The 24,382-nt window shown below is 72.4% G+C and carries 24 protein-coding genes; 12 read left to right on the top strand and 12 right to left on the bottom strand.

From position 1 onward, the window contains the following. Positions 1-97: 97 nt before the first annotated feature. The 3 genes from OG861_RS13565 to OG861_RS13575 all read left to right on the top strand — a co-directional run bounded on the left by OG861_RS13565 (position 98) and on the right by OG861_RS13575 (position 3,945). A complete protein-coding gene (locus OG861_RS13565; RefSeq protein WP_443056778.1) occupies positions 98-430 on the top strand; it encodes a nuclear transport factor 2 family protein in 333 nt (110 codons plus the stop codon). Between the two features lie 115 nt (positions 431-545). Further along, positions 546-1,328, top strand: coding sequence for an SDR family oxidoreductase (locus OG861_RS13570; RefSeq protein WP_329197345.1), 783 nt, complete (start codon positions 546-548; stop codon positions 1,326-1,328). A gap of 40 nt (positions 1,329-1,368) precedes the next feature. Further along, on the top strand, positions 1,369-3,945 hold the full coding sequence (locus tag OG861_RS13575) for a bifunctional FO biosynthesis protein CofGH (RefSeq protein ID WP_329197343.1): 2,577 nt from the start codon (positions 1,369-1,371) through the stop codon (positions 3,943-3,945). 23 nt (positions 3,946-3,968) lie between these two features. Here the strand turns inward: OG861_RS13575 and OG861_RS13580 are convergent, their stop codons facing one another. After that, the gene (locus tag OG861_RS13580; protein ID WP_443056575.1) at positions 3,969-5,078 is read right to left on the bottom strand and encodes a cation diffusion facilitator family transporter; all 1,110 of its coding nucleotides are present in this window, start codon (positions 5,076-5,078) and stop codon (positions 3,969-3,971) included. A gap of 184 nt (positions 5,079-5,262) precedes the next feature. Here OG861_RS13580 and OG861_RS13585 point away from each other — a divergent pair, with 184 nt between their 5' ends. The 5 genes from OG861_RS13585 to OG861_RS13605 all read left to right on the top strand — a co-directional run bounded on the left by OG861_RS13585 (position 5,263) and on the right by OG861_RS13605 (position 9,864). Beyond that, positions 5,263-5,667, top strand: a complete 405-nt coding sequence (locus OG861_RS13585) for a ribonuclease (RefSeq protein ID WP_329197341.1) — start codon at positions 5,263-5,265, stop codon at positions 5,665-5,667. A gap of 261 nt (positions 5,668-5,928) precedes the next feature. After that, complete coding sequence (locus OG861_RS13590) at positions 5,929-7,128, top strand: ADP-ribosylglycohydrolase family protein (RefSeq protein ID WP_329197339.1); 1,200 nt, start codon at positions 5,929-5,931, stop codon at positions 7,126-7,128. Between the two features lie 34 nt (positions 7,129-7,162). Further along, positions 7,163-8,023, top strand: coding sequence for a hypothetical protein (locus tag OG861_RS13595; protein ID WP_329197337.1), 861 nt, complete (start codon positions 7,163-7,165; stop codon positions 8,021-8,023). A gap of 147 nt (positions 8,024-8,170) precedes the next feature. Further along, positions 8,171-9,031, top strand: a complete 861-nt coding sequence (locus OG861_RS13600; RefSeq protein ID WP_329197336.1) for a TIGR03619 family F420-dependent LLM class oxidoreductase — start codon at positions 8,171-8,173, stop codon at positions 9,029-9,031. A 161-nt stretch (positions 9,032-9,192) separates the two neighbouring features. Beyond that, entirely contained in the window at positions 9,193-9,864 is a 672-nt protein-coding gene (locus tag OG861_RS13605; RefSeq protein WP_329197333.1) for a DedA family protein, read from the top strand. On the opposite strand, the gene OG861_RS13610 is transcribed toward OG861_RS13605, so the two are convergent. From OG861_RS13610 to OG861_RS13655, 10 genes are all read right to left on the bottom strand, one after another. Continuing rightward, positions 9,854-10,456: an isochorismatase family protein gene (locus OG861_RS13610; RefSeq protein WP_329197332.1), complete on the bottom strand. Its 603-nt coding sequence runs from the start codon at positions 10,454-10,456 to the stop codon at positions 9,854-9,856. The genes OG861_RS13605 and OG861_RS13610 overlap by 11 nt on opposite strands. 32 nt (positions 10,457-10,488) lie before the next feature. Continuing rightward, positions 10,489-11,472 (bottom strand): GlxA family transcriptional regulator, encoded by a 984-nt coding sequence (locus tag OG861_RS13615; RefSeq protein ID WP_330261714.1) that lies wholly within the window; start codon positions 11,470-11,472, stop codon positions 10,489-10,491. 70 nt (positions 11,473-11,542) lie between these two features. Further along, positions 11,543-11,878 carry a hypothetical protein gene (locus OG861_RS13620; RefSeq protein WP_329197328.1) on the bottom strand — a complete coding sequence of 112 codons (336 nt, stop codon included), beginning with the start codon at positions 11,876-11,878 and terminating at the stop codon, positions 11,543-11,545. A gap of 111 nt (positions 11,879-11,989) precedes the next feature. Then, on the bottom strand, positions 11,990-12,280 hold the full coding sequence (locus OG861_RS13625) for a hypothetical protein (protein ID WP_329197326.1): 291 nt from the start codon (positions 12,278-12,280) through the stop codon (positions 11,990-11,992). Positions 12,281-12,342: 62 nt separating this feature from the next. Continuing rightward, the gene (locus OG861_RS13630) at positions 12,343-13,923 is read right to left on the bottom strand and encodes an APC family permease (protein WP_329197325.1); all 1,581 of its coding nucleotides are present in this window, start codon (positions 13,921-13,923) and stop codon (positions 12,343-12,345) included. 252 nt (positions 13,924-14,175) lie between these two features. Next, entirely contained in the window at positions 14,176-15,657 is a 1,482-nt protein-coding gene (locus OG861_RS13635) for an aldehyde dehydrogenase family protein (protein WP_329197323.1), read from the bottom strand. After that, positions 15,654-17,393 carry an N-acyl-D-amino-acid deacylase family protein gene (locus tag OG861_RS13640; RefSeq protein ID WP_329197321.1) on the bottom strand — a complete coding sequence of 580 codons (1,740 nt, stop codon included), beginning with the start codon at positions 17,391-17,393 and terminating at the stop codon, positions 15,654-15,656. Before OG861_RS13640 ends, OG861_RS13635 begins: the two co-directional genes overlap by 4 nt. An 80-nt stretch (positions 17,394-17,473) precedes the next feature. Further along, positions 17,474-18,595 carry an LLM class flavin-dependent oxidoreductase gene (locus OG861_RS13645; RefSeq protein ID WP_329202366.1) on the bottom strand — a complete coding sequence of 374 codons (1,122 nt, stop codon included), beginning with the start codon at positions 18,593-18,595 and terminating at the stop codon, positions 17,474-17,476. Positions 18,596-18,725: 130 nt separating this feature from the next. Next, positions 18,726-19,511: an SDR family NAD(P)-dependent oxidoreductase gene (locus tag OG861_RS13650; RefSeq protein ID WP_329197320.1), complete on the bottom strand. Its 786-nt coding sequence runs from the start codon at positions 19,509-19,511 to the stop codon at positions 18,726-18,728. A gap of 10 nt (positions 19,512-19,521) precedes the next feature. Next, positions 19,522-20,469: an LLM class F420-dependent oxidoreductase gene (locus OG861_RS13655; protein WP_329197318.1), complete on the bottom strand. Its 948-nt coding sequence runs from the start codon at positions 20,467-20,469 to the stop codon at positions 19,522-19,524. A gap of 194 nt (positions 20,470-20,663) precedes the next feature. On the opposite strand from OG861_RS13655, the gene OG861_RS13660 reads away from it, so the two are divergent. From OG861_RS13660 to OG861_RS13670, 3 genes are all read left to right on the top strand, one after another. Beyond that, positions 20,664-21,176: a transmembrane-type terpene cyclase gene (locus OG861_RS13660; protein WP_329197317.1), complete on the top strand. Its 513-nt coding sequence runs from the start codon at positions 20,664-20,666 to the stop codon at positions 21,174-21,176. Beyond that, entirely contained in the window at positions 21,149-21,283 is a 135-nt protein-coding gene (locus tag OG861_RS13665) for a hypothetical protein (RefSeq protein ID WP_329197315.1), read from the top strand. The genes OG861_RS13660 and OG861_RS13665 overlap by 28 nt, the downstream gene beginning before the upstream one ends. 683 nt (positions 21,284-21,966) lie before the next feature. Further along, positions 21,967-22,317, top strand: coding sequence for a hypothetical protein (locus tag OG861_RS13670; protein ID WP_329197313.1), 351 nt, complete (start codon positions 21,967-21,969; stop codon positions 22,315-22,317). Between the two features lie 9 nt (positions 22,318-22,326). Here OG861_RS13670 and OG861_RS13675 read toward each other — a convergent pair whose 3' ends face one another. Then, positions 22,327-22,842, bottom strand: coding sequence for a hypothetical protein (locus OG861_RS13675; protein WP_329197311.1), 516 nt, complete (start codon positions 22,840-22,842; stop codon positions 22,327-22,329). A 1,050-nt stretch (positions 22,843-23,892) separates the two neighbouring features. Here OG861_RS13675 and OG861_RS13680 point away from each other — a divergent pair. Beyond that, positions 23,893-24,336, top strand: coding sequence for an NUDIX hydrolase (locus OG861_RS13680; protein WP_329197309.1), 444 nt, complete (start codon positions 23,893-23,895; stop codon positions 24,334-24,336). Positions 24,337-24,382: the final 46 nt, after the last annotated feature.

The raw sequence follows: 24,382 nt of genomic DNA on the forward strand, positions 1-24,382 counted from the left end.
GATGCGTTTTGGGCGGATTGCCCACCGACTGGAGGAGGATGGCGCGGTGGGCGACGTCGACGAGGTGGGGGCGGCGATCGCGGCCGAGTTGCGGTTGATGGACCCCCGCGTGCGCACGTCCCGGTCGCTCGTACGTCAGCTCCTCGACCCGGACTTCACGGAGGTCGGCGCGTCGGGGCGGCGCTGGACGCACGAAGAGATGCTGGCGGCCCTGCCCGGGATGGAAGGGGCGGCCGACGACGGGCCGCGCTACGAGCCGTCGGAGATGACCGGTGTCGTGCTGGCCCCCGGGCTGGTGCACCTCACGTACACGACCGTGATCGACGGGCGGCGGGCACGGCGGAGTTCGCTGTGGCGCAGGCGCGACGGGGACGGCACCTGGCGCATGTACTACCACCAGGCGACCCCCGCACCACCTGCCGACAGGTAGCGGCCCCAAGGGCCGTGCGGCTCCGCCACGAAGGCCCCGCCCCCGCCTTCCCATCCGGGCCCGGCACCCCTACTCTGACGAGCCGTCAGGAACGGGTACAGCCACAGGAGGGGTCATGCTGCTTCGCGGGAAGACCGTCGTCGTCTCCGGGGTCGGGGCCGGGCTCGGGCACCAGGTGGCCGCCGCCGTCGTGCGGGACGGGGGGAACGCCGTGCTCGGGGCGCGGACCGAGGCGAACCTGGTCAAGGCCGCCGCCGAGATCGACCCCGACGGCGCGCACACCGCCCACCGTCCGACCGACATCACCGACGAGGCGCAGTGCGAGGCCCTCGCCGCCCTCGCCGTGGAGCGGTTCGGCGGCATCGACGCCGTCGTGCACGTCGCCGCCTGGGACTCGTACTTCGGAGGCCTCGAAGACGCCGACTTCGGCACCTGGCAGCAGATCATCGACGTCAACCTCCTCGGGACCCTGCGCATGACCCGGGCCTGCCTGCCCGCGCTCAAGCGGGCCGGCGGTTCCGTCGTCATCATCGGCACGCAGTCCGCCGTGGCCTCCCCCTCCCAGGTGCAGCAGGCCGCGTACGCCGCGTCCAAGGGGGCGCTGACCTCCGCCATGTACTCCATGGCGCGGGAGCTCGGCCCCCACCGGATCCGCGTCAACACGGTGCTGCCGGGGTGGATGTGGGGACCGCCCGTGCAGGCCTTCGTGACCTTCACCGCGCATTCCGAGGGCGTACCGGAAGCCGACGTACGGGCCCGGCTCACCGAGCGGATGGCGCTGCCGGACCTCGCCACCGACGGCGACGTCGCGGACGCCGCCGTCTTCTTCGCCTCCGACCGCGCGCGGGCCATAACCGGCCAGTCGCTGCTGGTCAACGCCGGTGAGCTGATGCGATGACCCTCCCCCGGCCCGGTCGACCGGATCGTATGCTCGGCGCATGACCACTCCGAGTGACGCCCCGACCGACAACGCGATGCGCCGCGCGCTCCGGCGGGCCCGGGACGGCGTCGCGCTCGACGCGACCGAGGCGGCCGTACTCCTCCAGGCACGCGGTGAGTCCCTGACGGACCTCGCCGCCTCCGCCGCCCGGGTCCGCGACGCAGGTCTCGCCGCGGCCGGCCGGCCGGGCGTGATCACGTACTCGAAGAGCGTGTTCATCCCCCTCACCCGCCTGTGCCGCGACAAGTGCCACTACTGCACCTTCGCGACGGTCCCCGGGAAGCTCCGCCGGGCCGGTCACGGGATGTTCATGTCGCCCGACGAGGTCCTCGACATCGCCCGCCGCGGCGCCGCGCTCGGCTGCAAGGAAGCGCTCATCACCCTCGGCGACAAGCCCGAGGACCGCTGGCCCGAGGCGCGCGAGTGGCTGGAGGCGCACGGCTACGACGACACGATCTCCTACGTACGGGCCGTCTCGATCCGCATCCTGGAGGAGACGGGCCTCCTCCCCCACCTCAACCCGGGCGTCATGTCCTGGGCGGACTTCCAGCGCCTCAAGCCGGTCGCCCCGTCGATGGGCATGATGCTGGAGACCACCGCCACCCGCCTGTGGTCCGAGCCGGGCGGGCCGCACCACGGTTCCCCCGACAAGGAGCCGGCGGTCCGGCTGCGCGTGCTGGAGGACGCCGGGCGTTCCTCGGTGCCCTTCACCTCCGGCCTGCTCATCGGCATCGGGGAGACGTACGAGGAGCGCGCGCAGTCGCTGTTCGCGCTGCGCCGCGTCTCGCGCGCCTACCACGGCATCCAGGAGCTGATCATCCAGAACTTCCGCGCCAAGCCGGACACGGCGATGCGCGGCATGCCGGACGCGGAACTGGACGACCTCGTGGCGACGATCGCCGTCGCCCGGCACATCATGGGCCCCTCGGCGTGCCTCCAGGCGCCGCCCAACCTGGTCGACGGCGAGTACGCCCGGCTGATCGGCGCCGGAATCGACGACTGGGGCGGTGTCTCACCGCTGACGCCCGACCACGTCAACCCCGAGCGGCCCTGGCCCCAGATCGACCTGCTGGCCGAGCAGTCGGCGGCCGCCGGCTTCGAGCTCCGCGAACGGCTGTGCGTGTACCCCGAGTTCGTTCAGCGCGGCGAGCCGTGGCTGGACCCGCGCCTGCTGCCGCACGTACGGGCGCTCGCCGATCCGGACACCGGGCTGGCGGACGAGGCCGCCGAGGTGACGGGCCACCCGTGGCAGGAACCGGACGAGAGCTTCGCCTCCTACGGGCGCACCGACCTGCACGCCACCATCGACACCGAGGGGCGTACGGGCGACCGGCGCGAGGACTTCGACCTCGTCTACGGCGACTGGGAGGCCCTGCGCGAGGCCGCCGCGCCCGGCATGGTGCCCGAGCGGATCGACACGGACGTACGGGCCGCGCTCGCGCAGGCGGCCGACGACCCGACGAAACTGACCGACGAGCAGGCGCTGGCGCTGCTGCACGCCGACGGGCCGGCGCTGGACGCGCTGTGCCGGATCGCGGACGACCTGCGCAGGTCGGTGGTGGGCGACGACGTCACGTACGTCGTCACGCGGAACATCAACTTCACCAACGTCTGCTACACCGGCTGCCGGTTCTGCGCCTTCGCGCAGCGCCGCACCGACGCGGACGCGTACACGCTCTCCCTGGAGCAGGTCGCGGACCGGGCCGCGCAGGCGTGGGACGTCGGCGCGGTCGAGGTGTGCATGCAGGGCGGCATCCACCCGGACCTGCCCGGGACGGCGTACTTCGACATCGCGCGGGCGGTGAAGCAGCGGGTGCCGGGCATGCACGTCCACGCGTTCTCGCCGATGGAGGTGGTCAACGGCGCCACGCGGACGGGCATGTCGGTACGGGAGTGGCTGACGGCCGCCAAGGAGGCCGGGCTGGACTCGATACCGGGTACGGCGGCGGAGATCCTCGACGACGAGGTCCGCTGGGTGCTGACCAAGGGGAAGCTTCCGACGGCCGACTGGATCGACGTGATCACGACGGCGCACGAGCTGGGCATCCGCTCGTCGTCCACGATGATGTACGGGCACGTGGACCAGCCCCGCCACTGGCTCGGGCACCTGCGCACACTGGCCCGGATCCAGCAGCGGACCGGCGGTTTCACGGAGTTCGTGACGCTGCCGTTCATCCACACCAACGCCCCCGTGTACCTGGCGGGCATCGCACGGCCCGGGCCGACGGTGCGCGACAACCGGGCGGTGACGGCGATGGCCCGGATCCTGTTGCACCCGCACATCACCAACATCCAGACGAGCTGGGTGAAGCTGGGCGCGGAGGGCGCGGCGGAGATGCTCCGCTCGGGCGCCAACGACCTGGGCGGGACGCTGATGGAGGAGACCATCTCGCGGATGGCGGGCTCCTCTTACGGCTCTTACAAGTCCGTCCGGGACCTGGTCGCGGTCGCGGCAGCCGCCGGGCGGCCGGCGAGGCCCCGTACGACCCTGTACGGGGAGGTGCCGCAGGAACGCCGGCTCGCGGCGGCGGCCTCGGACGGGCACCTGCCGGAGCTGCTGCCGCTGGTGGACTGAGTCCGGGCCGCCGCGGCGCCCGCTCAGGCGGGCGTCGCGGGGCGGCCGATGGGCGTGTGGTGGGCGAGGGCGGCGTGCGGGTCGTCGTGGTCGTGGTCGGCGGTGTGGTCGGTGTGGACGGTGGCGGCCGTCAGCCGGGGCACGGCGTGGATGAGGGCGTGTTCGGCGGCGACGGCCAGGGCGTGGGCCTGCACGACGGTGAGGTGGGGGTCGACGACGATGTCGGCCTCCGCCCGCAGGGTGTGGCCGATCCACCGCAGCCGGACCTGCCCGAGGTCGCGTACGCCGGCCACGGCGCGCAGCGCGTGTTCGGCGGTGTCGACGAGGGCCGGGTCGACGGAGTCCATGAGCCGGCGGAAGACCTCGCGGGCCGCGTCGCGCAGCACCATCAGGATCGCCGCGGTGACGAGCAGACCCACGAGCGGGTCGGCGGCCCGCCACCCGAGCGCGGCGCCGCCCGCGCCGACGAGGACGGCGAGCGAGGTGAACCCGTCGGTGCGGGCGTGCAGTCCGTCCGCGACGAGGGCGGCCGAGCCGATCCGGCGGCCGGTGCGGATGCGGAACCGGGCCACCCACTCGTTGCCGGCGAACCCGACCACCGCCGCGACGGCCACCGTCCCCAGGTGGCTGATCGGGCGCGGGTGCAGCAGCCGGTCCACGGCCGTGTGCGCGGCGAGCGCGGAGGAGGCGGCGATGGTCAGCACGACGGCGATCCCGGCCAGGTCCTCGGCGCGGCCGTACCCGTAGGTGTAGCGGCGGTTGGGCGCCCGGCGGCCCAGGACGAACGCGAGGCCCAGCGGCACGGCCGTGAGCGCGTCGGCCCCGTTGTGGAGGGCGTCGCCCAGCAGCGCCACCGAACCGGAGAGGGCGGCGACCACGGCCTGGACCCCGGTGGTCAGTCCCAGGACGGCCAGGGAGAGCCACAGGGTGCGCACGCCCTCGCGGGAGGTCTCCATCGCGGGGTCGACCTTGTCCCGGGCGTCGTGGCTGTGCGGGGTGAGGAGATGCCGCAGCCGGTGGCGCGGCCTCCGCGACCGGCGGGTGCCGTGCGTGTGGCCGTGGCCGTCGTCGTGGCCGTGGTGATGCCCGTGGCCGTGGTGATGCCCGTGGTCGTGATCGTGGCCTTCCAGCACGCGACCACCATACAAACGGCTCCCCCGTCGCAGCCGTTTCCCACGTCGGGCACCGCGCCGGGTTGCCGATGTCTTAAGGCCGGACGGCGCCCCGGTTCCCACCGCCGCCCGCTCGGTGAACAGGTGTGGAACACAAGGGAGTTGATATTCCTGGGGTCGCTCTACGCGCGTCATCCTGGCCGGCATGAGGATCTCCCCACGCATCGCAGCCCTCGGCGCGGCGACCGCCTTCGCCGCCGCCCTCCTCGCGGGCCCGGCCGCCTCCGCCGCGCCCGTCGCCCCCGTGTCCGCCTCCGTCGCCTCGGTCGGCCGGATCTGCTACTCCGCCCTCCCCTCCCAGGCGCACGACACCCTCGACCTCATCGACCAGGGCGGCCCGTTCCCGTACTCCCAGGACGGCGTCGTCTTCCAGAACCGCGAGGGCCTGCTGCCCGCCCACACCAGCGGGTACTACCACGAGTACACGGTCATCACCCCGGGCTCCCCGACCCGCGGCGCCCGACGCATCATCACGGGACGGCAGACCGACGAGGACTACTACACGTCGGACCACTACGCCTCGTTCCGCCGCGTCGACTCCGCCTGCTGACACCGCTCGCCCACGCCGCCCGTCGCGCGGCACACGTACGCCCCCGACGGTCGCCGACCGGTCGGGGGCGTCGTCACGTCCGCATCAGCCGACGAGTGCCGGTGACGACACCTGCCACGAAAGTCCGACCGGTAGGAGGGAAGCCTGATGTGTTCGGATTCCGGCCGTTCTCCGACCACTTCTGCGCGACCTGACGCATACCGTCCGGGTTCGACCGAACCTGTCCACTACAGTGCGCGCCAAAGCCTGGGGGGAAACAGCATGGACACGAGTACGGCGACGCCTACGGCCCTTCCGGAGGCGGCGGCCCCTGCGGGCACCGGCGCACCCGCCGCCACATCGAGCGCCACCTCCACCGCGCTCTGGGGCCGGGCCGAGCAGCAGGACTTCCGCAGCCGGGTCCGCGGCACCCTGCTCGGCTCCGCGATCGGGGACGCCCTCGGCGCACCCGTCGCCGGCCTCTCCCTCGACGGCATCCGCGAGACCCACGGCCTGGCCGGCCTGACCGAACCGGCCCCCGCCTACGGCCGCCGGGGCAGCGTCACCGCCTCCACGCAGCTCGCCCTCTTCACCGTCGACGGGCTGATCCGGGCCCACGTGCGCCGGGACACCGGCGGCTGGCACCCGCCGACCGACGTCCACCGGGCCTACCTGCGCTGGGCCGCGACCCAGCACGACTGGGGCCCCGACGAGCGCCGCAAGGACAACGGCTGGCTCGCGCAGCAGGAGTGGCTCTACGCCCGCCGCGGCCCCGACCGCGCCTGCATGACCGGCTTCGCCGACGACATGCTCGGCACCCCGGACAAGCCGAAGAACCCCACCGCCCGGGACGCGGCCGCGACCGTCCGCTCGGCACCCTTCGGTCTGCTGGTCGGCTGGGAACCGACCCTCGTACTGCAACTCGCCGTCGAGTGCGCCACGCAGAGCCACGGACACCCCACCGCCTTCCTTTCCGCCGGGGCCTTCGCCGTCATCGTCCACGGCCTGATCCGGGGCGACACCCTGGACGGCGCCGTCCGGCGCGCCCTCGGCCTGCTCGGCGCGCGCGCCTCCCACCAGCCGGTCACCGACGCCCTCCAGCGCGCGGTATCGGCCGCCACGCAAGGGGAACCGAGCCCGAAGATGGTCGAATCGCTGTCCCCGGGGGACGGCCGCGACGCCGAGGACGCGCTGGCCATCGCCGTGTACTGCGCCCTGGTCGCCGAGGACGTTCCGCACGGGCTGCGGCTCGCCGTCAACCACGGCGGCGACTCCACCGTCACCGGCGCCATGTGCGGGGCGCTGCTCGGGGCCCTGCACGGGGAGACGGCCCTGCCGGCCGCCTGGCTGGCCGACGTGGAGGGCCGCGCCACGATCCTGGAGCTGGCCGACGACTTCGCGCTGGAGATGACGCAGGGTCCCGCCCTGCACGGCCCCTCCGCCTCCGCGCCGGGCTGGCTCTCGCGCTATCCGCGCGGCTGACGGGGTGTCCGTGGGGTGAAGTAGCGTTCCGATCATGAGCATGCCGCCTCCGCCCCCGCACTCCCCGGGTCCGTACGGACCCCCGCAGTACCCGAACCCGCCCGGCGGCCGGCCCTACGCGCAACAGCAGGGGTACCCGGGCCCGCCCCACCCGCCGCAGCCGTACCCCGGCCAGGCGCCCTGGGGGCCGCTGCCGGTGGGACCGGCGCCGATGGGCGCGCCGCCGATGGGACCGCCGCCGCGCAAGAGCCGGGCCGGGATCGTGATCGCCGTCGTCGCGATCGCCCTGGGCGGGCTGTTCGTCGCGGGGTTCGTGGTGAACCGGATCGCCCGGGCCGGAGCCGTCGTGAGCGGGGCCGGGTTCCCCGCCGCCGAGTACCGGCTGACGGTGCCGAAGACGGTGCTGAGCGGCACGTACCGGCTGTCGCAGGACGCGTCCGGGACCAAGGGCAAGGAGATCATCGACGGCGGCTACGACCCCAAGGTCCGCGACCCGAAGCCGGTGGTCGCCCAGTACGCCACCGCCGACTCCGCCACCGAACCCGGCGTCCTCGTCATCTCCGGCATGTACGGCCAGTTCAAGGACCATGCGGACTCCCGGCGCAAGATGATCGCGGGCGCCCAGGAGGGCGATGGCGCCGGTCAGGCGGTCCCCCCGAGGGACATCACCCCGACCGGCTCGGACATCACCCTGACCTGCCAGGTGCTGACCTCCCTGCAGAACGGCACCAAGGTCCCCTTCCCCATGTGCGCCTGGGCGGACGCCAACACGGCCGCCACGGTCGCCGTGGTCACCGCCGCAACCGCCCTTCAAGACCCCGCCTCCATCGACCTCGACCGGATGGCCGAAACCACCCTCAAGGTCCGCGCGGAATCGCGTCAGCCGCTGCACTGACGCGGACGGGCCGCAGGCCGCGCCCTGGCGGCGACCTGCCCGCCGGGGCGGTGCGGCGCCGGGCGGTGCGGCTCGTGCTCCGGGGTGTCGCGCGGGGGCGCGGGGGCCGTACGTTGGACCTTCGACGTCTCGGAGGTGCCCTCACCCATGCGGATCGCCACGACCATCTTCCTCACCGACCGCACCATCACCCCCACCCGCCTCGCCCGCACCCTGGAAGAGCGCGGCTTCTGCGGTCTCTACCTCCCCGAGCACACGCACATCCCCGTCACCCGCGACACGGCCGCGCCCATGGGCGGCGAACTCCCCGAGGAGTACGGCCGCACCCTCGACCCGTTCGTCGCGCTCGGCCAGGCCGCCGCCGTCACCGAGCGGCTCACCCTCGGCACCGGCATCACCCTGGTCGCCCAGCACGACCCGATCGTCCTCGCGAAGCAGGCCGCCACGCTGGACCACCTCTGCGGCGGCCGCTTCACCCTCGGCGTCGGCTACGGCTGGAACGTGGAGGAGGCCGCCGACCACGGCGTCGAGTGGCGCACCCGGCGCGAACTGGTCCGCGACCGCCTGGCCCTGATGCGCGCCCTGTGGGCCCCCGAACCCACCCCCTACGAGGGCGCCTTCGGCTCCGTCCGGGCCAGCCAGGCCCACCCCAAACCGGCCCGCCCCTCCCGTGAACTGCGCCCCGGCGTCCCGCTGCACGGCCCCCGCACCCTCATCGGGGGCGCCGCCGGCCCGAAGCTCTTCGCGGCCGTCGCCGACCACGCCGACGGCTGGCTGCCCATCGGCGGTGGCGGTCTCACCGAGTCCCTGCCGGTGCTGCGCCGCGCCTGGGAGGACGCGGGCCGCGATCCGAAGGCCCTCCAGGTGGTCCCGTACGCCGTCCGCCCCACCCCGGGCAAGCTGTCCCACTACGAGGATCTCGGCATCGAGGAGGTCGTCCTGCAACTGCCGCCCGCGGCGGAGCCGGACGTGCTGCGCGTACTGGACGACTTCGCCCAGTACCTCTGACCGACACCCCTGACCGCTACCTCTGACCGACACCCGGGCCCGAACCGGGGCGGCCGTCCGGGGCGATCGCTACAGTGCGGTAGACCGTCCACGGGATGGCAGTCGACCGGATGTCCCCCCACGGCCGGCTCCGCCGGCTGCGCGCACCGAGAGGTCCCCCCATGACCGTCCCCCTCGCGAGCGACCTCGCGGTCAACCTGCTCGACGCGCATTCACTCCTCGCCGCCTTCGGCGTCGTCGGCATCGCGGTGGTGATGTTCGCGGAGACCGGGCTGCTGGTCGGGTTCTTCCTGCCCGGCGACTCCCTGCTGTTCACCGCCGGCCTGCTGTGCGTCGCCGGAACCCCGGACGGGGACGCGAGACTCTCGCTCCCGCTGGTACTGGCCGCCTCCGCGGCCGGTGCGCTGGCCGGCGCCCAGACCGGCTACCTCATCGGGCGGCGCGCGGGCGGCGCCGTCCTGGAGCGCAGCCGGTCCAGGAAGCTGCACGAAGGCGCCGAGCGCGCCGGGGAGTTCCTCGCGAAGTACGGGCACGCCAAGGCGATCGTGCTGGCCCGCTTCGTCCCCATCGTCCGTACGGTCCTCAACCCGCTGGCCGGGGCCCTGAACGTCCCGGCCCGCGTCTTCACGGTGTGGCAGGTCGTCGGCGGCCTCGTCTGGACGGTCGGTCTGGTCCTCGCGGGGTACGCGCTCGGCTCCTCCATCCCGAACGTCGACCGGTACCTGCTGCCGATCGTCGCCCTGGTCGTCGCGGTGTCCCTGCTGCCCCTCGCCGTCGAAGTGCTCCGCTCCCGGCGGGCCCGCAAGCAGCGGAACGGCACCGCTACTCCGTGAGGTCCCCGACCGTGGGGGCGACGAGGCCGAACAGGTCCGTGATCGTGGTCAGCGCGGCCTTGTGCAGCGCGGCGGCCGGCACGACGGTGCCGTCGGGGGCGGTCAGCGGGCGCGCGGCGGTGGCCTCGGCGACGACCGAGGGACGGAAGCCGCGGTAGAAGGCGCCCTCGGCGGTGAAGGTGACGCACATGTGGGTCATGAACCCGGCCAGCACCAGCTCCTTGCCCGCGCCGACCTCGTGCAGGACCTTCTCCAGCTCGGTCCCGTGGAAGGCGTTGGGGAACTGCTTGACCACCACCGGCTCACCGGCGACCGGGGCGACTTCCTCACTGATCGCACCGATCTCGGCACGGATGTCGTACGGGGTGCCCTCGCCGCCGTCGTTGACGACGTGCACGACGGGGATCCCCGCCCCGCGCGCCGCCGACAGCAGCCGGGCCCCGGCCGCCAGCGCCTCCTCGGCGCCTTCGAGGGCCATGACGCCGGTGCGGTAGGTGTTCTGGTAGTCGATCATCACCAGGGTGGTGTCGGCGAGGCGCGGCAGCTCGTCGTCGAGGCCGATCACGTCGCGCAGGCGCGTGGAAGAAGGCATGGCAAAGCTCCTCGAACGGTCAAGGGGAAGGATCAGGAAGTCGTACGGAAACGACGGCGGTAGGCCGCCGGGGTGGTGCCGGTCTGCTTGCGCAGCGCCCGGTGGAGCGTCTCCACCGAACCCAGCCCGCAGGCAGCGGCGATCTGCTCCAGCGGCCGGTCGGTGCCCTCCAGCAGACGCCGCGCCGCCTCCACCCGGGAGGCCTCGACGTACGCGGCGGCGGTCATACCGGTCTCCTGGCGGAACACCCGCGCGAAGTGGCGCTCGCTCAGGCACATCCGCGCCGCGAGCGCTGCGGCGGACAGATCACCGTCCACGTGGTCGGCGATGTACATCCGCAGCTCGTCGATGTCCCGGCGGGACGCGGGCGGCCGGGACAACGGGACGGAGAACTGGCTCTGGCCGCTCTGCCGCTTGAGGTACATGACCAGCTGCCGCGCCACCGCCAGCGCCACCTCCTCCCCCAGGTCGTCGGTCACCAGGGCCAGCGCGAGATCCATGCAGGCACTGATCCCGGCGCCGGTCCACACGTTCCCGGACCGCACGAAGATGGGGTCCGGGTCGACCGTCACCGCCGGGTGGTCGGCGGCGAGCCGGGCCGCGGTCGACCAGTGGGTGGTGGCCGTCCTGCCGTCCAGCAGCCCGGCCGCGGCCAGGAGGTGCGCGCCCACGCACACCGAAGCCACCCGCCGGGCCAGTGGCGCGACCCTCTCCAGCCACGCCACCACGTCCCGGTCGATCCGGGCGACCGGCCCGTCCGGGTGCGGATCCACGGCGCCGGGCACCAGCAGCATGTCCAGCACCCCGTCCACGTCGCCGAACGCGAGGTCCGCCACCAGGCGCACCCCCGCCGACGTGGTCACCACACCCGCCGACGGCCCGGCGAGCTCCACCCGGTACCCGGCCCGGCCCCCGGTCTCCCGGTTGGCGAGCGCGAACACCTCGGCCGGGCCGGTGACGTCGAGGAGGTCGACGTCGGGGAAGACCGCGATGACGACGCGGCGGGTCGTGGACATGCCCTCCATCGTGGTGCCCGCTGCCGGACGGCCGCAATGACGCGGTTCTGTCGCATCCGGCCACCGCTCGCTAGGGCGGCGGGATCGGTCCCGGGGCGGTCACACCCACCGCCGGACGCCAAAAACGCCCGTCAGGCAGGGCCTGACGGGCGCCGAGGTAGTAGTCCGCATCACGCTGGAAGCCGAGCCCCGGGACGGCCTGACGCAGGTGCCCCCAGATGCCCGGCACGACACGGTACTCACCGGCCACCATCCAAGGATCGTCCCCCAGCACGAACAGGTGCCGTATCGCCAGGAACTGGTCCCGGGTGAGGGTGACGGACTCGACCATCTCCTCGTCGGCGCCGAAACCGGTCAGGTCCCAGACGAGGTTGTGCCCATCGGCGAATGGATAGTCGCTGCTCACCGCCTCAAGCTAGGCGTCCTCCATACGGCCCGCACCTGCTTTTCCCTCCCCTTCGGCGGATCGGCGCCGAACGCCGGGAGCCCCGCTCCCACCGCCCGGGCCCACCTGGCGTCAGCCGACCTTGGGCGGCTTCGGCAGGCCGGACGTCAGGGCCGTGCCGGTGCTCTTGACGGATCCGTCGGCCGCCTTGGCCGCGCTGCCGGCCGCCGAGGCGGTGATGCCCACCGCCGTCTTCGTGTCCTGCACGGCGTGCCCGGGGTGGTCCACGATGTCGCCGACGCGCTCGGTGATCGGGGGCCCCTGGACGGCGGGTTCGTCGGCGTGGGCGAGGGCGGGGGTGAGGGCGAGGGCCGCACCGCCGGTCAGGATCAGGGTGGCGAGGCTGCGCTTGATGGGATTCATGCCCGGCCCAACGACCCCACCGCGCCCGGGGTCACCCCCGGACGGACCCCACCACGCTCCCCTCAGTCCTCGACCACCAGCGCCGGCGTGGACTTCGTCAGGACCTCGCCCCGGAAGAAGGCGGGGCTGCGGCGTTCGGTGACCAGCATGATGACCAGGCCGAGGGCGAGCAGGCCGACGCCGATGACGAAGACGCTGCCGACGCCGAAGACGGTGGAACCGGATCCGTAGGACGGGTCCCACATGTCGGCCAGGGTCTTGCAGAAGACGGAGGCCAGCAGCAGTCCGCCCAGGACCGGGAAGACGCCCTTGAAGAACAGGTCGCGGACGGAGTCGCGCAGCTCGCGCCGGAAGTACCAGGCGCAGGCGAAGGCGGTCAGCGAGTAGTAGAAGCAGATCATCAGGCCGAGGGCGAAGATCGTGTCGGTCAGGACGTTCTCGCTGACCAGCGACATCACGGTGTAGAAGACGCCGGTCGCGACGCCCGCCGTGACGGTGGCGCGGCCCGGGGTCTTGAAGCGCGGGTGGACCTTGGCGTAGGAGGCGGGCAGCGCCTCGTACGCCGCCATGGCCAGGACCGTGCGGGCCACCGGGATGAAGGTGGTCTGGAGGGAGGCGGCGGCGGAGGCGAGGACGGCGACGAAGAGCAGGATGCCCAGCAGCGGCCCCATCACGGGCCCGGCGAGGGCGGCGAAGACGTTGCCGGAGGTCTGCGGGTTGCCGAGGCCGAGGCCGGAGGTGCCGGAGCCGACGGCCATCTGGGCGGCGATGCCGGTGGCCAGGTAGGAGCCGACCAGGACGATCATGGCGATCAGCGAGGCGCGGCCGGGTGTCTTGGCCGAGCCGATGGTCTCCTCGTTGGCGGTGAGGCAGGTGTCCCAGCCCCAGTACATGAAGATCGAGAGGGAGAGCCCGGCGGTGAAGGCGCCCATGGACTCCACCGCGAAGGGGTTCATCCACTCCCACGAGAAGTGCACGCCGGTGTCGAAGGCGCCGGTGTCGAAGGCGCCGGCGGAGGCCTTCTGGAAGGCCATCGCGACGAAGATCGCGAGGACGGCCAGTTGCAGGCCGACCAGCGTGTACTGGACGCCCTTGGTGGCGGTCATGCCGCGGTAGCTGACGGCGGTCGCGGCGGCGATCAGGGTGAGGCAGGTGGTGATGTGGACGAGCTTGTCGTCGTCCAGGGCGGCGATCGCGTCGTTGCCCGTGATCTGCCCGGCCAGGAGCCAGAAGTAGGAGGTGGCGACGCCGGCCAGGTTGGACAGCACGATGATCGTGGCGATCACCAGGCCCCAGCCGCACATCCAGCCGACGCGCGGGCCGAAGGCCTTCACGGTCCAGGTGAAGGAGGTGCCGCAGTCGGGGACGGCCTTGTTCAGCTCGCGGTACGCGAAGGCGACCAGCAGCATCGGGAGGAAGCCGGCGAGGAACACCGCGGGCATCTGGACGCCGACCTCGCCGGCCGTGGAGCCGAGGGTGGAGGTCAGGCAGTAGACGGGAGCGACGGTGGAGATGCCGATGACGGCGCTCCCGACGAGGCCGACGGAGCCCTTGCCGAGCCCTTTGCCGCGGACGTCGCCGTCGCTCTCCGCCGTCCCTGCCCCTGCGGCCGCCTGGGGCCGCCGAACGTCCAGCTGTGTCATGGGTCAGGACGTTAGAGGGTGCGGTTTCCACATCTGGAAGGTTTAAGTCCGGATGACTGACAGCCAAATGACCTTTGATTCGATCAGAAAACAGCTCCCACCCCAACGAAACACAAGGTTCGCTCAGACATCCATCCCCACTTCGCGAGGACCCGAACAACCACTTCCGTTATACGGAAACCGCAGATGTGTCCGTTTTGCCCGGCTGCAAAGTTTCCGGTGTGACCCCCGCCTCATACGCCCCTCACGCCCTCACCCCGCCCACACGATCGACTGCATCTCGCTGTAGGCGTGCAGCGCGTACGAGCCGACGTCCCGGCCCACCCCCGACCGCTTGAAGCCCCCGAACGGCGCCTCCATGTTCCGCCCGATCGTGTTCACGCCCACCCCGCCCGCCCGCAGCCGCCGCGCGACCCGGAACGCGCGCGCCGGGTCCCCGGACCACACGTAGCTCAGCAGGCCGAAGTCGCTGTCGTTGGCCAGCGCCACCGCCGCGTCCTCACCCGCCTCCCCGGCGCCGTCGAACGGTACGACCACCACCACCGGGCCGAAGATCTCCTCCCGCACCACCCGCATGTCGTTCGTGCAGTCCACGAGCAGCGTCGGGGCCACGTAGAAGCCGCTGCCGTCCCCGACCACCGGGCGCTCGCCGCCGTACGCGATCCGCGCGCCCTCCTTGCGGCCGAGCTCGACGTACGACTCCACCCGGTCCCGGTGGGCCGCCGAGATCACCGGGCCGACGACCGTGCCCCGCTCCCCCGGATCGCCCACCTTCATGAAGGCCAGGTAGCCGGTGAGCTTCTCCACGAGCGCCCCGTACACCGACCGGTGCACGATCACCCGGGTCGGGGCGGTGCAGATCTGGCCGCTGTAGAAGGAGAAGGTGGTGCCGATCCCCGCCACCGCCGCGTCGAGGTCCGCGTCCTCCAGCACCACCGCCGCGCCCTTGCCGCCCAGCTCCATCAGCTGCCGCTTCATGGAACGGCCGCACGCCTCGGCGATGCGCTGCCCGACCGCCGTGGAGCCGGTGAACGACACCATGTCCACGTACGGGGAGTCCACCGCCGCCTCGCCCACCTCCACCGAGGCACCCGAGACGACGTTGACGACGCCCGCCGGGACCCCCGCCTCCTGGAGCGCCTGCGCCATCTTGAACACCGACAGCGGGTCCTGCGGGGCCGGCTTCACCACCACCGTGTTCCCCATGGCCAGCGCCGGGGCCACCTTGCCCGCCGGATTGGCCCACGGGTTGTTGTACGAGGTGATGCAGGTGACCACGCCGACCGGCTGGCGCACCTCCAGCGCGCCGAGCACGGTCGCCTTCCCCATCGGGCCGGCCTCGGTGACCTGCGGCGGAAGCCCCCGCTCCACCGGCTCCAGGGCGCCCTTCGCGTACCGCCGGAAGCGGGACACCCCGACGCCCACCTGCATGCCCCGCGCGATGCCCGTGGGGGCGCCCGTCTCGGCCTGCGCGAGCGCCGCCCACGGCTCGTACTCCCGCTGGATGATGTCCGCGGCCCGGTCCAGGATCGCCGCCCGCTCCTGCGGCCGGGTACGGGACCAGCCCTCGAAGGCCCCGGCCGCGGCGCGGGCCGCCTCCTCCACCTGGGCGCGCGAGGCCTCCGGGGCGAGGCCGACCACCGACTCGTCGGCCGGGTTCACCACCTCGTAGTGCCCGCCGTCGGGATCCACCCACTCCCCTGCGATGAAGAGCCTCTGGGGCGCGTCCGTCATCGGGTGCTCACCGTCCTCGTGTCGCGGCCCGAGCGCAACACGGTGCCGGGGACCGCGCCCGTCACCCGGTCGTCGCGGACGGTCTCCACGCCGTTGACGCGTACCGACACGATCCCGACGGCCCGCGCGTCCAGCCGCGGGCTGTTGCCCGGCAGGTCGTGGACGAGCGTCGCGGGGCCCGCTTCGATGCGCTCCGGATCGAAGAGCACCAGGTCCGCGTGGAACCCCTCGGCGATCCGCCCGCGCTCGCGCAGCCCGAACAGCCGGGCGGGGTCGTCCGTGAGCATCCGCACCGCCTGCTCCAGCGGCACCAGCTTGCGGCCGCGCAGGCAGTCGCCGAGGAACCGGGTCGTGTACGGGGCTCCGCACATCCGGTCCAGGTGGGCGCCCGCGTCGGAGCCGCCGAGCATCACGTCCTCGTGCTGCCAGGTCTCGGCGCGCAGCGCCCAGCTCGCCGGGTCGTTGTCGGTGGGCATGGGCCACAGGATCGTGCGCAGGTCGTCGTTGGCGCAGATCTCCACCAGGCAGTGGAAGGCGTCCTGGCCGCGCTCGGCCGCGATGTCGTTCACGACCCGGCCGGAGAGGCCCTCGTTCTCCTTGCTGTACGTGTCCCCTATGACGTAGCGGCCGAAGTCGGCGAGGCGGCGGAACACCCCGGCCTCCTTGCTGTCGGCGCGGCGCAGCATCTCGGCGCGCACGTCCGGGTCGCGGAGTGCGGCTATCCGCTCGGGGACGGGCAGTGCGAGGACCTCGCCCCAGCCGGGGATGAGGTTGAGCGCGCAGAAGGTACGGAGCGACATGTTCATGGGGGTGAGGATCGGCATGGTCAGTGCGACGATCCGGCCGCCGGCCTTGCGGGCCCGCTCGCTCGGTACCAGCTGGCGCGGCACCCGTTCCGGGACGGAGGCGTCGATGGTGAGGACGTTCCAGTTCAGGGGGCGTCCGGCGGCGGCGCTCATCTCCACGAAGAGGTCGATCTCCTCGTCGGAGAACTGGTCCAGGCAGCCCGCGACGATCGCCTCCAGCTGGGTGCCCTCGTGCTCGCCGACCGCCCGGGACAGGGCGAGGAGCTCGGCGGGACCGGCGTGCCGGGAGGCGACGGGGGCGCCGTCGCCGTCGGAGTGGGTGGAGGACTGGGTGGTGGACAGGCCCCAGGCGCCGGCGTCCATGGCTTCGTGGAAGAGGTCGAGCATCTGCCGCATCTGCCGGTCGGTGGGCTGCCCCCCGATGGCGTCCTCGCCCATGACGTGCTGGCGCAGCGCGCAGTGGCCGACCATGAAGCCGGCGTTGACGGCGATCCGCCCCTCCAGGGCGTCGAGGTACTCGCCGAAGGTGGACCAGGTCCAGTCGACGCCTTCCTCCAGGGCGGCCAGGGCCATCCCCTCGACCTTGCTCATCATGCGGCGCGTGTAGTCGGCGTCGTCGGGACGGTCCGGGTTGAGGGGGGCGAGGGTGAAGCCGCAGTTGCCGCCGGCGACGGTGGTGACGCCGTGGTTCATGGAGGGGGTGGCGTACGGGTCCCAGAACAGCTGGGCGTCGTAGTGGGTGTGCGGGTCGATGAACCCGGGGGTGAGGACCAGCCCGGTGGCGTCCTCGTCGGTGCGGGCCGTCCCGGTGACGGTGCCGGGTTCGCCGATGACGACGATCCGCCCGTCCCGGAGGCCGACGTCGGCGACGTACGCGGGCGCGCCCGTGCCGTCGACGACGGTGGCTCCCTTGATCAGGTGGTCGAGCATGACGCTGAGGCTCCTTCTTCCCTGACGTGGCGTTCCGGCCCCGCCGGGGCGGGGCCGGGGGCGGCCGGCGGGCGGGCCGTTCAGACGGCTTGGCGGAAGCGGGTCGTGCGGTGGACCGGGTCGGTGTCGATGTGCGGGATCACGTGTTCGCCGATGAGCTTGATGGTCGTCATCGTGTCCTCGTAGGACACCCCGGTCGGCAGGCCGAAGGACAGCTGGTCGGCGCCGGCCTGCTCCCACCGCTTGCACTGGGCGCGGACCTCGGACGGGTCGCCGCAGATCAGCAGTTCCTCGGCGATCAGCAGCTCGATGATCTCCGCGTTGTACTCGGGCAGCGTCTCGGGCCACTGCGGGATGGCCTCGGGGCGCGGGAAGGTGTCGTGGTAGCGGAAGACCAGCGACTGGAAGCGGTTCATGTTCGCGTTGACGGCGATCTCGACGGCCTTGTCGTGGGTCTCGGCGCAGATCGCGGTGGAGGTGACCATCACGTTGTCGTTGACGAACGCGCCGATGGCCTTCGCCTCCTGGATGGCCGTCTTGTACTGCTCCAGCACCCACTCCATGTCGGAGACCTTCTGCACGCTGAACCCGAGGACGCCCAGGCCCTTCTTGGCGGCCATCGCGTACGACGAAGGGGACCCGGCGGCGTACCACATGGCGGGGTGCGCCTTGCCGTACGGCTTGGGGAAGATCTTGCGCGGGGGCAGCGACCAGTGCTTGCCCTGGAACCCCTCGTATTCCTCCTGGAGGAACATCTTGGGGAACTCCGCGATGGTCTCCTCCCAGATCTCCTTGGTGTGGTTCATGTCGGTGATGCCCGGCAGGAACCCGAGGATCTCGTGGCTGCCCGCGCCGCGGCCGGTGCCGAACTCGAAGCGGCCCTTGGAGAGGTGGTCGAGCATGGCGACCTTCTCGGCCACCTTGACGGGGTGGTTCACCGGGGCGAGGGGGTTGAAGATGCCGGAGCCGAGGTGGATGCGTTCCGTGGCGTGGGCGAGGTAGGCGAGGAACACCTCGTTGGCGGAGAGGTGCGAGTACTCCTCCAGGAAGTGGTGCTCGGAGGCCCAGGCGTACTTGAAGCCGGACTTGTCGGCCTGGATGACGTACTCGGTCTCCTCGATCAGAGACTTGTGCTCCGCCTCGGGGTCGACCTTGGACCGCGCCTCAGGCACGTATCCCTGCACGAAGAGCCCGAATTCCAAGGGGTTCACCGTCCTTAGTTTTCTGACGTTGCGTCAGATTCGATGAGGCCGACTGTTCCACCGTGCGGCGGGAGCGTCAATACCTGACGCACCATCAGAAAGACCTCGTGGGAGCGTGCCGCCGCCCGCGCTAGAGGATGCTCACCCCGGCCATCCAGCCGCCGTCGATGACGAACGGCTGACCGGTGATGTAGGAGGAGTCCTCGCTGGTCAGGAAGAGCGCGAGCCTCGCGACCTCCTCCGGCCGGCCGACCCGGCCCAGCGGGACCACCCGCTTGTACAGGTCTGCCATCGCGTCCCGGGCCTCGTCCGTCATCCCCGCCGGGTCCAGCAGCCCCGGGTTGGCCATCGGGGTGTCCACGGCGCCCGGGCACATCGCGTTGACCCGGATGTTCTTCGCCGCCAGCTCCAGCGCGGCGACGCGCGTCAGCCCCAGGACGGCCGCCTTGGTGGCGGCGTACGCGCCCACGTACGCCATGCCCGTCAAACCGGTGTAGGAGGAGGTGTTGACGATCGTCCCGCCGCCCGCCGCCCCGATCTCCGGGGCCAGCGCCTTGATGCCGAGGAAGGCGCCGATCTGGTTGACCCGCACCACCTGCTCGAACTCCTCCAGCGGGGTCGCGGTCAGCTCGTTGAAGCGCAGGATGCCGGCGTTGTTGACCAGGCCGTCGATCCGGCCGAAGGCCTCCTTGGCGGCGGTGACGGCGGACGCCCAGTCCTCCTCCCGGGTCACGTCCATCCGTACGTAGCGGGCCCGGTCCTCGCCGATCTCCTTGGCGACCGCCGCGCCCTGCTCGTCCAGTACGTCCCCGAGCAGCACCTTCGCCCCCTCGGCGGCGAAGAGGCGGGCCTCCTGCTCTCCCTGGCCGCGTGCGGCGCCGGTGATGAGGACGACGCGGCCCTCCAGCTTGCCCATGCCGATGCTCCTAGTCGTTGAGGAGGGGGGCCACCTCGGCCCCGAAAACGGCTATCTGGTCGATCAGTTCGGCGCGGTCGCGGCTGCGGAAGCGCACCTGGATCTGGTCCACGCCGAGCTCCCGGTACGCGCGCAGCGACTCCGCGAGCGCCTCCGCCTTGCCCGTGAGGGTGCGGCGGCCGGTGTCCCAGGCCGGCTCGCCGACGTAGAGCGCCTCGGTGATCGCGCCGATCTCCAGCGGGCCGTCCACCCCCGCCGCCTCGCGCAGTTCCCTGATGCGGTTGATCTGCGCGGGGAGCTCGTGGCGGGGGTCGCCCTGCGGGAGCCAGCCGTCGCCGCGCACGGCGGCCCGGCGCACGGCGGCGGGCGAGGAACCGCCGACCCACACGGGGATCCGCGCCTGGGTGGGCCGGGGCAGCTGGCCGAGGTCCTTGAAGGAGAACCGCCCGCCCTCGAACTCCGGGTACTCCTCGGGCCCCAGGGCCGCGCGCAGGGCGTCCAGGGTCTCGTCGAGCACGGCCCCGCGGCGCCCGAAGTCCACGCCGAGCACCTCGAACTCCTCCGCCACGTGCCCGGCGCCGACCCCGAGGATCAGGCGGCCGCCCGAGAGGTGGTCGAGGGTGGCGTACTGCTTGGCGGTGACCAGGGGGTGGCGCAGGCCGACGATCGCGACGTGGCTCAGCAGCCGCACGTGCTCGGTGATCCCGGCGAGGTAGGCCAGGGTGGCGACCGGGTCGTACCAGACGGTGCCCATGGGCCCGGCGAGGCGGCGCGGGACGGCCACGTGGTCGCAGGTGGCGAGGTAACCGAACCCGGCCCGGTCGGCGGCCCGGGCGACCTCGGCGAGGTCGGCGGCGCCGGCCGCGGCCTCCCAGGGCTCGGCGTACAGGGTGCTCTGCGACTGGACCGGGAGCTGCATCCCGTATGCCAGCCGGCCTTCCGTAAACACGCGCGCCATGCCGTGACCGCCTCGCCTTCGTGGGCCGTGCGTCCGCCGGTTCGTCGTACCGGCTCGGGGGCATCGTCGTAGCTGACGCTCCGTCAGGCAATAGCGCGGCGGAACGGGATCCCGTTCCCGTGCGCTCTGGCGCGGGCCCGCGGCCCGGGCCTAAGGTGCGGCGCGCGGGATGGCGCGAGCACGGGAGACGTGGCGTGGAACTGTTTCTGACCCTGCTCAGCGGGGTCGCGTGGACCGGCGTGTACGCGGAGGCGATCCGGGTCGGGCTCCGGGACCGCACGTACGCGGTGCCGGCGGCCGCGCTCGCGCTGAACTTCGCGTGGGAGGCCACGTACGCGGTCGCCGAACTGCGCACCGGCCTCTCGGCCCAGGGCGTGGTGAACGTGGTGTGGGCGGCGGCCGACATCGCCATCATCGCCACCTACCTGCGCTTCGGGCGGGCCGAGCTGCCCCCGTTCGTGACCCGGCCGCTGTTCGCGGCGTGGGGCGCCCTGCTCTTCGGCGCCGCCTTCGCCGTGCAGTGGCTGTTCCTGGCCCACTTCGGGATGCACGACGCGGTGCGCTACTCGGCGTTCCTGCAGAACCTGCTGATGTCCGTCCTGTTCGTCGCGCTGTACGCCGCCCGCCGGGGCGGGCGCGGCCAGTCCCTGGTCATCGCCGTCGCGAAGTGGCTGGGGACTTGGCGCCGACCGTGCTGTTCGGGGTGATCGAGGACGCCCCGTTCATCCTCGGGCTGGGAGTGATGTGCTCCGTGTTCGACCTGGCGTACCTCGCGCTGCTGGCCAGGGACCCGGCTGCGGCTACCGGGCACTGACCTCGCCCCGCGCCACCCCGTCGGAGCGGACGCGGACGGCGGGGCGTTTCCCGTTGGGCGGTATCGGGGAAGTGCGGGCCGGCTGCCGGTGGCGGGTGCCGTTGGGCGGTATCGGGGAAGTGCGGGCCGACTGCCGCTGGCAGGGTCCCCTTGGGCGGTATCAGGGGAGTGCTGGGGGCTTCCCGTCAGTCCACTGTCCTTTCGCGTCGGTCCGGTCCGTCAAGGGCGCTCGCTGCGCTCGCGTCGCTCCGCGATGGCCTGCGGCCACCCTTGACTGCCCGTCCCGCCCCAAAACGCCAAAGACTGCCGGGAAGCCCCCAAGGAAACGGCCGGGAGGTCATGTTCCGATGACCCGGTCTCAACGACGCCCGCCCGAAGCCCCGGTCCAGGCCCGTCTCTTGCACCCCGGCAAATCCAGCCTCGCCGGCGTTTGAGGCGCGGGGCCTGGGGCGGAGCCCCAGAAAGCCCCGAGCGCAGCGAGGGGGACCACCCACCCGCGCGACAGATCGCTACGCGCTCCCCCCGGCATGGCGTCCGCAGCCCGGCATGGGCTGGGCCGCCAACGACCGCTACACAGCTGACCTCGTCTGGCGTCGTACCGGCCCGCCGGATCCGGCCGACCCGACTGGGAACCGACCGGGCGCAGCGCACATGTCCGCGCTCCCGAGGGCTAGATTGCCCGTATGCCTTCTGCACTCATTATTGGTTACGACCCGCAGGCGATACCCGGCGTCGATGCGAAGGCTCTTCGCGCGGATCTCGATGGGGAGCTGGCCCGGTTCGGCGCGCACGGTATCGACGCGGCCATGACGCTGGTCGTATTCGGCGAGGCGGGCGAGTCCGCCCTCGTCGCGTCGCTGACGGAGCGCCCGTGGGATGTCGTGATCGTCGGCGGCGGGATCCGCAAGACCGAGCAGTTGCTCCCGCTCTTCGAGCAGATCGTAAACCTGATTCGCCGCCATGCGCCTCAGGCGGCCATCGCGTTCAACACCAGTGGCGGGGACAGCGTGGAGGCGGCGAAACGGTGGGTATGAAGCCCCTGCTCAGGCGCGGCGCTTCGCCAGGACCGATCCGAGGAGCATGACGCCGGGGGCGATTCCCGCGATCAACGCGATGACGGCGGTGGAGAAGCCGTAGGCACCCAGCACCAGACCCACCGCGCCACACACCGACAGCCCCGCCGCCAGCCAACGCATGGACGTCAGCCGCCAGACGGCCGCCAGACCGAAGAAGTGCAGACCGACCACCAGCGCGATCCAACCCACCGTCGCCTGTGGGGCGTGCAGTACGGGATTGATCACGACGAGGCCCGCCGCTCCGACGACGACTTCGGCGGCGACGACGTACCGGTAGTTCCGGCCGAAGTCCGTCCTGGCACCGTCGGCGGCCGGCTGCTCCCCGCGCGCACGACGCAGTGTGAGTACCAGGGCGAGGAATGCGGTGACCGCCAGCACGCGCAAGGCAATGGCGACGGCCTCCGGCAGGGCGCCGGCGTTCGCCATGATGAAGAGGAACCCGAATATTCCACCGATGAGTCGGCCTGTCTGCGTCCGTATCATGGCGCCAGTGTCACCGATGTGGATCACCGGACCAATTCCGTTTTCGCGGCTCTGACCAGGCCTCTTGCCTCCCGGCAGGGGGCCGAGCCGGTGGCCTCCGGCCAGCGCGCAGCCCCTGCCGGGAGGCGCCCCCTCGCGGCCGACGGACGCCCTCGGGGCGGTGGTTGGTGCCGGTTCGGGCGGCTTCTACCCCGCCGATGGTGCCGTGTTCGACGCCAGAGCGCGTCAGCCGGGCATCGAGCGTCGGCATGCCCAGCCCACTGCCGGGCGGCAGACGCCGTGCGGGAGGAGCGCGTAGCGATCTGTCGCGCCGGTGGGCGGTCCCCCTCGCTGCGCTCGGGGCTTCTTGGGGCTCCGCCCCAGGCCCCGCGCCTCAATCGCCGCCGGGGCTGAATTTCCCGACCGGCGCCACATGCTGGGAGGTGCCCTCACGAGGCTGGATTCTGCGGATCGGCGCCGAACCCCGGCAGGCGCCCCACGGGCCGAAAACGGTGGCCGGTACGACGTCAGAGCACGTCAGCCGTGTAGCGATCGTTGGCGGCCTGTGCCCAGCCCATGCCGGGCTGCGGACGCCGTGCCGGGGGGAGCGCGTAGCGATCTGTCGCGCGGCCGGTGGGTGGGCCCCCTCGCTGCGCTCGGGGCTTCCTGGCGCTCCGCCCCAGGCCCCGCGCCTCAAACGCCGGCGAGGCTGAATTTTGCCGACCGGCGTCGAGCGCTTGAAGGGGCTTCGCGTCGCTGAGACCGGGTCATCGGAACATGACCCCCGGCCGTTTCCTTGGGGGCTTCCCGGCAGTCTTTGGCGTTTTGGGGCGGGACGGGCAGTCAAGGGTGGCCGCAGGCCATCGCGGAGCGACGCGAGCGCAGCGAGCGCCCTTGACGGACCGGACCGACACGAAAGGACAGTGGACTGACGGGACGCCCCCAACACCCCCCGACACCGCCTGAGGACACTCCGCCACCGCAGCCCCCGCACCCCGCCACCCACACCCCGCACAAGAAGCCGCCTCCTACCCCGAGACCACCCCGCCCCCTCCCCCGTACGCTGGGTCGATGAAGAGAACTCCACGTCAGGCAGCGCGAATTGTCGTACTTTCCCCGACTGGATCCGTGTTCCTCTTCCGGGAGAACAACGTCGAAGTCGGCATCCACTGGCTCCCGCCCGGCGGGGGGATCGATCCCGGGGAGAGTCCCGAGGAGTGTGTGCGGCGCGAGTTGCGGGAGGAGACCGGGTGGACCGACCTGGAGCCGCAGCGGCTGCTCTGCACCTGGGAGCACGACTTCACCCATATGGGCATACCGGTCCGCCAGTACGAGCACATCTACGTCACCAGCGGCCCCCGCCGCGACCCCGTCCCGGAGTATCCCGAGGCGCACTGGCGCTGGCTCTCGCAGGATGCGCTGGCCGCGCTCGGGGAGCCCCTGTGGCCGCCGCGGCTGGACGAGTTGCTGGCCCGCGTCTCCGCCGGCCCCGTCCACCTCGGCCTGATCGCCTGACCGCCGCAGCGCCGCAACGCCGCAGCGCCGCAGCGCCTAGCCGCCT

Source organism: Streptomyces sp. NBC_00539 (assembly GCF_036346105.1).
GTDB lineage: Bacteria > Actinomycetota > Actinomycetes > Streptomycetales > Streptomycetaceae > Streptomyces.